Here is an 11,190-nt window from a genome sequence, read left to right as displayed (position 1 = left end):
CGGCGACGGCCACGGTGAGCGAGGCACTACGCGTCGCCTTCCTCCCGAACCCTCCGTCGCCGGTGGGATGACGCCTCACGGGGGCACCCGCCGGACGCGAAGGTGTGCGATCCACTGATCATCGGATGCTGTAGAAGCGGTAGTCGACGTGGTTGAGGGACAGTTCGTTGACGGCGGCGGCGGCGGAGTTCAGCCACGCGTAGCCGTCCGCGCCGGTCTCGAACAGCGGCGCGGACCGGGCGTGCATCTCCTCCCAGCCGATGGTTTCGCCGGCGAACAGCCGATTGATCACCTCGTCCGACATCGTGGCGCGGCCGGTGACGGTGAGGAACACCAGTTCGTCGTCGTGGGTGCGAATCGTCGCCCTGACGTCCAGACGGGCGACGCGGTCGGAGCCGACAGTGATCCAGTCGCCACCGCTGGATAGTTTCGTCGGCGACAACGCGCAGACCGGCGCTCCGCAGCCACTGCCAAGGATGGAGGACCTCTGCTGGCCGGGAAACATCAACAGAGTGTCCCCGTATTATCTCGGCACTGACAATTGACCATACGCTGCGGAGAGCTGGGCGGTCGCTCGACCCTCAACCCATTGGAGTACATGTCGTACCGCACTGGTTGCACGTTCGGAATATTTATTGGCCAATCGCGGTAACGCGATTCAACCGCTCGTACGATTGTGCTGTGGCGCGGCCTTGCATATTTTCATTTGCGATGGTGTGACGTGCCCCATTCCTCGGTCGTGACGGCAGTGTTCGAGCTCCTTGTCGTCCCCGGCCGTTGGGCATCTCGACAGTTCTGAAAAGCCCGCAAGCGCCACCAAGGAGGAGTTCTGCGATGAAGAGACTAGTTGCGGTGGTAGCGTCAGCCGCATTAGTGTCAGCACTCGGCCCGTCGGCTTATGCAACCACCGCTCAAGCACTGCACACACGCGTGGGCAACAACACGGCGAAGGCCGCCCACACAAAAATCATCACGATCCGCCGCAGTGGCTGCACATGGTTGGCTTACAGCAGCCATACAGGCGCCCATACCCGCAAGGTGCAGGGGGGATGCACAGGCCATTCATGGATTTATGTGCAGACCACCACCGGGTGGAAGAGTGGCTGGAAGCACAGCAGCGGTCAGGCTGGCTTCAGTATCCATAGTGGCCCGGCGAAGGGCCACGGCAAGATCAAGTACAGTTGGCACAAGACCCAGCGTAACGAGGCCGCTCGGTTCATCCAACACTAGGGAAGGGCCGCACATGGGCGGCGCACAGGTGCCGCCATGCTGCTGGCCCGCCTCTTATACACCGCCATTCGATATGATCGTTGAGTTATCACGGCCGAGGCTCCCGACCAAGGTAGATCCACGAGAAGCGTGTCACGTGGGTGCCTTGCGGCAAGCTCTCCCAGTTCCGTCCGAATTCCTCCGCCAGGGCATCGGCGACCTCGCCGAGTCCCATGCCGAGCGCGGTCAACTTGCGGATCTGTAGCAGGCGGCTCAACGTGCTCATGCCGTAGCTTCGATAATCGCCGGCGTTACGCTCCGGCTCGGCAAGCAGCCCGATCCGGTGATAGATACGAACGGTCCGCGGAGTCACGCCCGCGAGCTTGGCGATTTCACCTATCAGCAACATGGCGAACAGTAAAACTCCTGCCCTTGACAGGCGCGGTGGACCTGAGGGAGATACTGGCCGAGCTGGACGCGGAGCTGGCCGACGGGGAGTCGGAGATTCAGCGCCGCCGTGCCGTGATAGCGCACCTCCTTGAATACGGGGACGATCCGACGCTGTCTCCCGAGCTCGCCACGGCCGTCCGCGGTCTCGATCTGCCCAAGGGCGACATCGGGATCCTCCGGGCGGCGGAGGTGGCGCTGCCCGAACTCGTGGACCCCTATCTCGCCGGTGTCGGGCAGGACTCGCCGTGGCAGGAGTGGAACCTGAAGCTGGTCGCGTTGGCGGACGCCGACGCGAACGACCCTCGCGTCGACGAGATCGCGGGTGAGCTCCACGCGATGCTGCCGGGTCTGCTGCCCACGGACGTCCCTACCGAGCTCACCGCGGACCAGAGGGCCACCGTCGCCGCCACGGCACGGTTCGGGCAGATGATGTTGACCGATATGAGCCCTGGCCAGCGGCGGGCCATGGAACTCCTCGTCGAGTACGGACGACGAGAGCCGGAGAAATGGGGACAGTGACCAGCCGATCCCGCCATCTGAGCGGCCTTCTCGGTGCCCATGACGCTCAGGGCGCGTGGTGAGGCTTCTTCGAAGCTCCTGCTTTCGCCGTGGACCTGCGCAGGTTGATCTCGGGAAACGATCTATCCCGTTCCGGGAAGCGATCTTTAAGCGCCCGCTCCGTCCCAGGTCGGACCTACTCGTGAACACCCGTAGGGGGACGGTCCCCGCCCGGGATTGGCAGGGTGGGACCGTGTGATCAAGGTGGTCGGGGCGAGCCCGACGAGATCGGGCTCGCGTTGCTATTGCTCGGCCAGCGCCCGTTGTGCGGCCTGCGGCTGCCCTACAGCCGCGAGCAGATCACTGAGGCAGCCGTCCGGATCGCCGATGCCGAGTGGCTGGAGGCCGCCACCATGCGGCGGATCGCCGCCGCGCTCGGCATTCCTTGATGAGAGGCGATTCGTTCACCCGCCGAGTGAGGCCACCGCCCGGCGAGTGACGTCGGCCGGAGCCGCGGCGATGACGTCATTGAGCGCGTCCATGGAAGCCTGAAGGTCGCTGATGGCCTGGGCGATGCGGTCGCGCTCCTGGTGGAGGTCGGCGAGCAGGTCCGAGCAGGTGGGAACGAGACGGTCGCCGGTGTCCCGCAGGCACGGCAGGACCGTGGTGATCGTCGCGGTGTTCAGGCCGGCGGCCAGCAGGCTGCGGATGCGGCGGACGATGGCGACGTCCTCTTCGTCGTACTCCCGGTAGCCGCTGGGGCGCCGCTGCGGGTGGAGCAGCCCCTGTTCTTCGTAGTAGCGCAGCAGGTGCACCGCCACGCCGGTCCGCCGGGACAGCTCACCGATGCGCACAACGACCTCCTGATGCCAGGCGGGCAGTGCCCGCTCAACTTGACTCTCATACCGATGTGAGACTTTAACGTCTGCGGCATGAAGGCGAACAAGGGTTTCGCGACGCTCGCCGCATTGTGCGTAAGCGTCTTTGTCGTGGGTACCTCGGAGTACCTGATCGCCGGGCTGCTGCCCCAGGTCGGGGTGGATCTGGACGTCTCCATGGGCACCGCCGGACAAGCGGTGACCGCATACGCGATCGGAGTCGTGGTCGGAGGGCCGCTCATGGCCCTGCTCACCTCGCGCCTGCCGCGCAAGGGGCTCGCCATCGGCCTCATGCTGGTGTTCGCGGCGGGCAGCGCCATCAGCGCGGTGGCGCCGTCGTTCGGCCTGCTGTTGGTGGGCCGCGTGGTGTCCTCGCTCAGTCACGCCGCCTTCCTGGCTCTGGCGCTGGTGACGGCGACCCGGGTGGTCCCTCCCGAGAGGACGGGCTCGGCCATCGCCACCGTGGCCTCCGGCTTCACCGTGGCCACGCTCCTCGGAGTGCCTCTGGGGGCACTACTCGGGCAGGGCGCCGGATGGCGGGCTCCATTCGCGGTGCTGACCGTTCTGTCTCTGGTGGGCACCATATTCCTGGCCACCGTCCTGCCCCGGGAGGAGGCACCGTCCACGCGACTGCGTGACGAGCTGAGCGTGGTGACGCGTCGGCCGGTCGTGCTCGCCATCGCCACCACCGCGGTGGGCTTCTCCGGGGTCGCCACGGTGTTCACCTACATCGCCCCGCTGCTGACCCGCGTCTCCGGCTTCTCCGCCGCGGCGGTCTCCGGTCTGCTGCTCGCCTACGGCGCGGGCAGTTTCCTCGGCAACCTCATCGCCGGAAAGCTGACCGACAAGTCGATGAGCGCCACCGTACGCGGGGTCTTCGGCGGGCTGACGGGGACGCTCCTGCTCATCCCGTTCGCCGTGGTGTGGCAGCCCACCGCCGTAGCCGCGGTCCTGATGCTCGGCCTGCTCGCCACCGCGACCATCGCCCCGCTGCAGGGACTGATCCTGCACCACGCGGGTGCCGCCCCGAACCTGGCCGTCTCGGTCAACGTGGGCGCCTTCAACCTCGGCGCCGCAGCCGGCTCGGTCATCGGCGGCGTGATCGTCGCCGCCGGCGCTCTGCGCTGGACCGGCCTGGCAGGCGCGGTACTGAGCCTGATCGGACTGGCCCTCACCTATCTCGTCCTGCCCCAGACGCGGACGTCGGCGAAGGACGCCGAAGCCGAAGCCCCGATCACCGCCTGATTCGCCATCCACTCACCTGGCGAAGCTGATGGAGCCGTTGTCTGAGGGACTGGTCTCGGCGAGGATGTCGGCCGGCACCCAGGCCAGGTAGTCGTGCGGCTCGGCGTCGGCGTGCGCCAGCAGCTGGCGGGCGAGCCGCACGGCGACGCCGCGGTGCTCGGCGACGACCCGCACGGCGCTGTCGTGATCTTCCTCCCGGCAGCGCGACGCCGCCCGGAGTCCTTCGACGATCCGCTCCACCCAGTCGATCCGCTGCGGCCCCGGCAGGTCGTTCCACATCCTGATCCACTGGTCGGGGGTGAGGGCGGCGCCTTCCTGCTTCGGGTCGCCGCTTCGCCCGCGCGTAGCCGGCCGACCTCCCGCTCGGCGGCGGCCAGCCGGGCGAGCGCCTCCCGGCACGCGTGGACGGCCTCCTCCCGCTGGGCGAGCGCCGTCCGCTTCGCGCTGACCTTCTCGGCGTAGGCGGTGATGGGCACGCACTTGAAGTGCAGCGGGCCGCCGCCTTGGTCGCCGCGCTGAGCTTCCAGCAGCTCGATCGTCGCCTCGGCCTCGCCGAGCCGCCGCTTGAGCTGGTCGACGGCTGTGATGTCGCGGCCGTGCTCGTCCACCGGGCCCCACGGCCGCGCTCCCGGCGCAGCCGGGCCTCAGCCCACCTCACGCAGTAGGCGTAGCCGGCGACCTCGACGCCAGGACATGACCAGATCGTAGGTCAGCGGGAAGGCCACTTCTCGGCTATCGGCCGACTACGTTCCGTTTGCCCACCGAATCCCAAGATCTACAAATGCCGTACCGGTTGAACGAGTAGCAGGTGGCCCCGCCTGGAGCACCCTAGGCGCTGGGCCCGCCGCACACAGCGGGGAGGAGGACAGCAATGAACGTTGGCGCAGGTAACGGCGCTGACCGAGCAAATGTTCCGAGTGTCGTACACCTCATTTCTGCATTCTGAAGTCTCGGAATTCGGCGAGGACGTCAAACCCGGCCAGACCGACCCGGCCCAGACCTTGTGGGTCGACTCCGGGCACCTCACGCTGGGACACCTGTCGGCCGTCCACATGGAAGGTATAAGTCGAGCCCTTCCTGGTCACCTTGAGCGTGTGGAAGTCATCGGGGTCGAAGCCGAACGGCCATGGGATGCGCTCCGCGCTGAACGCACCCTTCTCCATCACCAGGACGGTGAGCTTGCCCTCTGCGGTGAGCGGTTCGACGTAGTAGCCGATGTCGTTGCCCGGCTCCGTGTTGGAGAACAGCAAGCCGTACTTCGGGGTCTCGTCCCGGCGGCCGTACTCGCGCAAGCGCGCGCGGACCGAGAGCGTGAAGCTGGTGCTCATCGGCCGCTTCGTCCACATCAGGAACCCCCAGCCGGGGCCTGTGGGTCCGTCGGGGTATCGGATCAACTTGGCGCTGTGTGGACCGGTGATGTCCCACTCTGACACGTCACCCTTCGTATCCCAGCGTCCAGACACTGCAGGGCGTCGTGTGGGGGTTGTCGTCGGGGTGGGGGTTGGAGTGGTGGCCGACGAAGGGGTCGGGCTTGTGCTCGGAGTGGCCTTCCGGGCGGAGGCCGGCGGGGTCGTGCCGGTTGGCGTGGCAGACGTTGGCGTGGCAGGAGCCGGCGTGGCTGAGGCCGGCTGGCCGAGCGTGGTGGTGACCGCTGGGTCTGCGACTGCGGGCGGGCTGGTTAAGGGCGCGGGCCACAGGATGTAGGCCGCACTCACCGTCACCGCCGCCCCCGCCACCGCCACCGCCACCGCAGGCCGTCCCCACGTGGAGGTACGGCGGGCAGCATGGTCTCGTCTGGGCGACGCCGGTGTGGTGTCACGGCGAGCCTCAGCAGGTCCGTTGTCCCTGCGAGAGTTGCCGCCGGGCACGCTGTCCCGAGGAGGTGTCACGGGTACGGCGGCTGGGGAGCCATCCATCAGCGCGTTCCAGGCCGTCTGGGCGTCAGGGCGCAGCGCGGGATCCTTCTGAAGACACGCCGTCAGCACGTCATGCAGCGGCTCACCGATGGCCCGGAGGTCAGGCTCGATGTTGAGCACCCGATGCATGACCGCGGGGATGGAGTCGAGGCCGAACGCGGGCGAACCGGTGGCGGCATAGACCATCGTCCCGGCCCACGAGAACAGATCCGAGGCGGACCCGATCCGCTCGCCCCGAATCTGCTCGGGCGACATGTAGCCGGGCGAGCCCACCACACTGCTGGCGGTGACGGAGGAGGCGTCCAGCGCCCGGGCGATGCCGAAGTCGATCGCCCTAGGCCCGTCAGCGGCCAGTAACACGTTGGAAGGCTTGAAATCGCGGTGTACGATGCCCGCCCGGTGGATGGAGATCAGAGCGGTCATGGTCCCCACCGCGAGCCGTACCAGATCGTCGCCGGTCAAGGGGCCACGCGTGCGTACGGCATGCTGGAGGGAGACGCCCTCGACCAGTTCGGAGACGATGTACGGCACGGCGCCCGCGAGTCCGACGTCGAGCACGCGTGCCGTACAGAATTGGGCCACCCGGCGGGTCAGCTCGACCTCACGCTGGAAGCGCTGTACGGCGGCGGTGTCACCGGCGAAGCGGGCGTGCAGGACCTTGGCCGCGATCGCGGTGCCGTCGGGTGCCCGCCCGGCGAAGACGGCGCCCTGCCCGCCCTCACCGAGGAAACCGACAAGCATGTAGGGGCCCAGCACTGTCGGATCCCCGGGGCGCAGTGGCTGCATGAAGGGGATCTTAGGGTGATCCAGGCGCGAACCAGCACCCGAATCCCTGACGGAACCGACATTTCCAGCAGATCACGCAACTCATCGGGATAGTCGGTGACGATTCAGGTCACGCAACAATACTCTCTATCGACACACCACCGGCTCCTGTCAATCCCCTCAAAGTGCGGAGACGGTCCTATGCCACAGCGGTCCTGGACTTCCCCTTCTAGCGTGGAGACCTGACCTAAGGAGAAGGTTGGGTCGTGGGAGAGACCAGACGCAGGTTCGATCCGGAGTTCCGGGCGGGCGCGGTGCGCATCGTGCGGGAGACAGGAAAACCGATCGCGCAGGTCGCCAAGGACCTGGGCATCAATGCGGGGACGCTGGCCAACTGGGTGCAGATGGACCGGCTGGCCCGCGAGCAGGACACCAACGGCGGGGAGCTGGCCGAGTCCGAGCGGGAGGAACTCGCCCGGCTGCGCAGGCAGCGGACCGAATGGGCCAAGGAACGCGCCGAGCTGGAGATGGAGCGCGATGTGCTCAAACGCTCGGTGGTCTTGTGGGTTCGAGAGGCGATGGGCCGGTGAGCGTGGCGGCCTTCATCAGCTCCCAGAAGACCGACCACGGTGTGCCTCACGCGTTGACCTGCCGGGCCTTGGGCGTCTCGCAGTCCTGGTACTACAAGTGGCGCGACCGGGTGCCGACGGCCCGGCAGCGGCGCCGCGCGGATCTGGACGCGGTGATCGAGGCCAGGTTCACCGCCTCGGGCGGCACCTATGGCAGCCCGCGCATCACCCGTGACCTGCACGAGGCGGGATGGCGGGTATCGGAGAACACTGTCGCCGGGCGCATGGCCGAACTCGGCTTAGCCGGCAGAGCGGCCAAAAGACGCCGGTCGCTGACTCGTCAGGGCAAACGGCCCGCCGCCCCCGACCTGGTCCGGCGCACCTTCACCGCGGTCGCGCCGGACGTGCTGTGGTGCGGCGACGTCACCGAGATCGTCACCGGCGAGGGCAAGCTCTACCTGGCCACTGTGGAGGATCTGTTCTCCCGCCGGCTGCTCGGCTATGCCATGTCCGAGCATCACGACGCGGCGCTGACCATCGCCTCCCTGCAGATGGCCGCCGTGACCCGCGGCGGCACCGTCGACGGGGTGATCTTCCACACCGACCGCGGCAGCGAACTCGGATTCAATCGGTGCTCGCAACACCTCGTCGTTGGAGGTGTTGGTGCATGGGCATGGGCAAGAAACAGCAGGCGGTCCGGTTGTATCGCGGCCAGATCCCCTCGCCGGGACGGCCGACTGTCGCCTGGCGACAGGACCGTGTCCGGTTCTGGCAAGCGATCGCTCGAGGGGTGAGTTCGGAGGAAGCCGCAGCGGAGATCGGCGTGTCACCAGCGGTTGGGACACGGTGGTTCCGCCAGGCTGGCGGGGTGGGACCATGCCTTGCCCCGACGGTGTCGGGCCGCTACCTGTCGTTCGCAGAGCGGGAAGAGATCGCGTTATGCCGTGCCCAGAAGCTCGGCGTGCGCGAGATCGCGCGGCGCCTGGGGCGCTCGCCGTCGACGATCTCCCGCGAGCTCCGGCGCAACGCCTCGACGCGGACGTATGACGTGGACTATCGAGCGACGGTCGCGCAATGGCACGCCGAACGCCGAGCTCGTCGGCCGAAGACCGCCAAACTGGCGGCCAACCAGCACCTGCGCGAGTACGTGCAGCAGCGGCTGGCGGGACAGGTCCGCCACCCGGACGGCACGCCGGTGGCAGGGCCGCAGACAGCGCCCTGGAAGGGACGGAACAAACCCCACCGTCAGGACCGCCGCTGGACGACATCGTGGAGCCCCGAACAGATCTCCCACCGGCTGCAGGTCGATTTTCCCGAGGACGACACCATGCGGATCTCACACGAGGCGATCTACCAGGCACTGTTCGTCCAGGGGCGTGGAGCGCTCAAGCGGGAGCTGGTCGCGTGCCTGCGCACCGGGCGTGCGCTGCGGGTGCCGCGGGCCCGCGCCCGGAAGAAGGCCGGCGGCCACGTGACCTCTGAGGTGCTGATCAGCGAGCGGCCCGCCGAGGCTGAGGACCGCGCGGTTCCGGGCCACTGGGAGGGTGATCTCATCATCGGCACCGGCAGGTCGGCGATCGGCACGCTGGTGGAGCGCACGACGCGGTTCACGCTGCTGTTGCACCTGCCCCGGATGGAGGGCTTCGGCACGCAGGAACGGGTGAAGAACGGCCCGGCGCTGGCCGGCCGTGGCGCCGAAGCCGTGCGGGACGCGATCGCCAAAGAGATCATCGGGTTGCCCGAGCAGCTACGTCGCTCGCTGACCTGGGACCGGGGAACGGAGCTGGCGCAGCATGCCCAACTGCGCATCGACACCGGCTTGCTGGTCTATTTCGCCGACCCTCATAGCCCCTGGCAACGGGGCACCAACGAGAACACCAACGGCCTGCTGCGGCAGTACTTTCCCAAGGGCACCGACCTGTCCCGCTGGGATGCCGAGGAGTTGGCGGCTGTTGCGTTCGCGCTCAACACCAGGCCCCGGAAGACCCTCGGATGGAAGACACCGGCAGAAGCCTTCAGCGATCAACTAAACTTGCTGCTGAGCAGCAGTGTTGCGACGACTGATTGAATCCGAGCAATACAGCGCCGCCCGCTTCCAGGCCGCCTGCCGGCACTGGGGCGTCGTGCAGTCGATGGGCCGGGTCGGCTGCGCCCTGGACAACGCCGCCGCCGAATCGTTCAACTCCACCCTCAAGGTCGAATACGTCCACCGGCACCACTTCGCCACGCGGGCCGAAGCCCGCCTGAAGATCGCCACTTGGATCGCCGACTTCTACAACACCCGCCGCCGACACAGCGCCGCCGACGGGCTACCCCCGACCGTCTACGAGCGGCAGATCATGACCGCGCGAGCAGCCACCAAGGCGAGGTCGCAGGAGACCATCGCCGCATAACCGAGTCTCCACGCTTTCAGGGGATGGACACCACACGTGAGTCACGTCGTCTCCCGGGCCTTGCCGATCTTCCGGTTGGTTTCCCTGACCGCCTTCAACACCAGCCGCGCGGTCGCCTTGGCGCTGTCGTGGTACAGCTGCGGGAGTACCGAGACGTAGGTGTTGGCGGTCAGCACGATGCTGGCATGCCCCAACGTGCCCTGCACCACCTTCAACTCCGTGCCCGACGCCAAAGCCAACGTCGCAGCTCCATGGCGCAAGTCGTGCAACCTCACCGGCGGCAACCCGCTCGCGGCGACCAGCTTGTGGAAGCGGTGGGTGAGATAACTCGGCTGAACTGCTGCCCAGGGTGAAGATCGGGCTGGTCGGTGACCACCGCTCCCCCGGCAGCCGGCGTTGCGCACGCTCGTGCCGGCGCAGCAGCCGCACGGTCTCCGGATCGAGTGCCAACGTCCGTCGGCTGGCCGCGCTCTTCGGCTCACACAACACCAGCCCCTCATCGGTGTGGACCAGCTGATGAGCGATGGTGAGCTCGCGCCGCTCCAGATCGACGTCCACCCACCGCAGCCCGGCCACCTCCCCGCGCCGCAGCCCACGCAAGGCCACCAGCCACCACAGAACGAACAACGGATCCTCACGTGCAAAGCCCAGGAAGGCGGCCAACTGCTCAACCGTCCACACCGCCACCGCCGGACGCTCTCCACCACGCTGCCAGGCCGCCTCCCGACGAGCCGTCCACACCACCGGATGCGTCCGCACCGGTGCTGGCAACCGAACGCCCTGCGCCGGATTGACGGCGATCAAATCCTCACGCACCGCGTGGTTCAGAGCCGCCCGCAACGTCGCCCGGATCCGCTCCAAAGTCGATGCGCTGATCGGCTGACCGTACCGATTCCGCCGCCGCCCCAGCGCCACGAACATCCGCGTCACGTCCCGCCGCGACAGCTCCCCCAGCTTGACCCGGCCCAGATACGGGCTCAGATGCAGCCGCACATGATCCCGGTAGGCCCGGTGCGTGGTCGGCCGCAACCGCGACTCCACCACCGACAACCAGTACCGCAGCCACTGCCCCACCGTGCACCCAGCAGAAAGCGGCCCGTCCGCCTCCGCCGTCAGCAGTTCACGGCCCGCAGACCGCGCCGCCTCAGCACTCCCGAACCCGCCGCGCCGAACCCGCTCCCGCCAACCCGGGCCGCGCCCAGGGAGATGGTGTTTGAGAAGGCCACCTGTAATCCGGTGGACTATTAGGAGGCAATCGCCTCAATGG

14 protein-coding genes and 1 pseudogene are annotated in these 11,190 nt (G+C 67.7%); 8 read left to right on the top strand and 7 right to left on the bottom strand.

What is annotated here, in order from left to right:
- Nucleotides 1-118 precede the first annotated feature (118 nt).
- On the bottom strand, nt 119-505 hold the full coding sequence (locus AC5L3X_RS38915) for a DUF3237 domain-containing protein (RefSeq protein WP_494863786.1): 387 nt from the start codon (nt 503-505) through the stop codon (nt 119-121).
- A gap of 329 nt (nt 506-834) precedes the next feature.
- On the opposite strand from AC5L3X_RS38915, the gene AC5L3X_RS38910 reads away from it, so the two are divergent.
- Nucleotides 835-1,230 carry a hypothetical protein gene (locus AC5L3X_RS38910; RefSeq protein ID WP_494863784.1) on the top strand — a complete coding sequence of 132 codons (396 nt, stop codon included), beginning with the start codon at nt 835-837 and terminating at the stop codon, nt 1,228-1,230.
- 88 nt (nt 1,231-1,318) lie between these two features.
- Here the strand turns inward: AC5L3X_RS38910 and AC5L3X_RS38905 are convergent, their stop codons facing one another.
- Nucleotides 1,319-1,618 carry a MerR family transcriptional regulator gene (locus tag AC5L3X_RS38905; protein WP_494863783.1) on the bottom strand — a complete coding sequence of 100 codons (300 nt, stop codon included), beginning with the start codon at nt 1,616-1,618 and terminating at the stop codon, nt 1,319-1,321.
- Nucleotides 1,619-1,641: 23 nt separating this feature from the next.
- Between AC5L3X_RS38905 and AC5L3X_RS38900 the strand changes: the two genes are divergently transcribed.
- Nucleotides 1,642-2,178, top strand: coding sequence for a hypothetical protein (locus AC5L3X_RS38900; RefSeq protein ID WP_494863782.1), 537 nt, complete (start codon nt 1,642-1,644; stop codon nt 2,176-2,178).
- Between the two features lie 224 nt (nt 2,179-2,402).
- Nucleotides 2,403-2,606: a hypothetical protein gene (locus AC5L3X_RS38895; protein ID WP_494863781.1), complete on the top strand. Its 204-nt coding sequence runs from the start codon at nt 2,403-2,405 to the stop codon at nt 2,604-2,606.
- A gap of 15 nt (nt 2,607-2,621) precedes the next feature.
- Here AC5L3X_RS38895 and AC5L3X_RS38890 read toward each other — a convergent pair whose 3' ends face one another.
- On the bottom strand, nt 2,622-3,011 hold the full coding sequence (locus tag AC5L3X_RS38890) for a MerR family transcriptional regulator (RefSeq protein WP_494863780.1): 390 nt from the start codon (nt 3,009-3,011) through the stop codon (nt 2,622-2,624).
- A 78-nt stretch (nt 3,012-3,089) separates the two neighbouring features.
- Here AC5L3X_RS38890 and AC5L3X_RS38885 point away from each other — a divergent pair, with 78 nt between their 5' ends.
- A complete protein-coding gene (locus AC5L3X_RS38885) occupies nt 3,090-4,280 on the top strand; it encodes an MFS transporter (RefSeq protein WP_494863779.1) in 1,191 nt (396 codons plus the stop codon).
- Nucleotides 4,281-4,292: 12 nt separating this feature from the next.
- Here the strand turns inward: AC5L3X_RS38885 and AC5L3X_RS38880 are convergent, their stop codons facing one another.
- Both AC5L3X_RS38880 and AC5L3X_RS38875 read right to left on the bottom strand, forming a co-directional pair.
- The gene (locus AC5L3X_RS38880; RefSeq protein WP_494863778.1) at nt 4,293-4,559 is read right to left on the bottom strand and encodes a hypothetical protein; all 267 of its coding nucleotides are present in this window, start codon (nt 4,557-4,559) and stop codon (nt 4,293-4,295) included.
- A gap of 650 nt (nt 4,560-5,209) precedes the next feature.
- On the bottom strand, nt 5,210-6,982 hold the full coding sequence (locus AC5L3X_RS38875; protein ID WP_494863777.1) for a protein kinase domain-containing protein: 1,773 nt from the start codon (nt 6,980-6,982) through the stop codon (nt 5,210-5,212).
- A gap of 245 nt (nt 6,983-7,227) precedes the next feature.
- On the opposite strand from AC5L3X_RS38875, the gene AC5L3X_RS38870 reads away from it, so the two are divergent.
- From AC5L3X_RS38870 to AC5L3X_RS38855, 4 genes are read left to right on the top strand one after another with little or no spacing between them, the layout of a single operon-like run.
- Nucleotides 7,228-7,551 carry a transposase gene (locus tag AC5L3X_RS38870; protein ID WP_389918279.1) on the top strand — a complete coding sequence of 108 codons (324 nt, stop codon included), beginning with the start codon at nt 7,228-7,230 and terminating at the stop codon, nt 7,549-7,551.
- Complete coding sequence (locus AC5L3X_RS38865; RefSeq protein WP_494863775.1) at nt 7,548-8,324, top strand: IS3 family transposase; 777 nt, start codon at nt 7,548-7,550, stop codon at nt 8,322-8,324. The genes AC5L3X_RS38870 and AC5L3X_RS38865 overlap by 4 nt, the downstream gene beginning before the upstream one ends.
- Entirely contained in the window at nt 8,231-9,598 is a 1,368-nt protein-coding gene (locus tag AC5L3X_RS38860) for an IS30 family transposase (RefSeq protein WP_494863788.1), read from the top strand. The genes AC5L3X_RS38865 and AC5L3X_RS38860 overlap by 94 nt, the downstream gene beginning before the upstream one ends.
- Entirely contained in the window at nt 9,582-9,923 is a 342-nt protein-coding gene (locus AC5L3X_RS38855; protein WP_494863773.1) for an integrase core domain-containing protein, read from the top strand. Before AC5L3X_RS38860 ends, AC5L3X_RS38855 begins: the two co-directional genes overlap by 17 nt.
- Nucleotides 9,924-9,964: 41 nt before the next feature.
- On the opposite strand, the gene AC5L3X_RS38850 is transcribed toward AC5L3X_RS38855, so the two are convergent.
- Complete coding sequence (locus AC5L3X_RS38850; RefSeq protein ID WP_494863787.1) at nt 9,965-10,423, bottom strand: tyrosine-type recombinase/integrase; 459 nt, start codon at nt 10,421-10,423, stop codon at nt 9,965-9,967.
- 481 nt (nt 10,424-10,904) lie between these two features.
- Nucleotides 10,905-10,964 (bottom strand): annotated as a pseudogene (locus AC5L3X_RS38845) (hypothetical protein); the annotation flags it as partial.
- Nucleotides 10,965-11,190 lie beyond the last annotated feature (226 nt).

Source organism: Nonomuraea sp. CX421, assembly GCF_059358955.1.
Note: the sequence above shows the minus strand (reverse complement) of the source record. Positions and strands in the feature narration are given on the sequence as shown.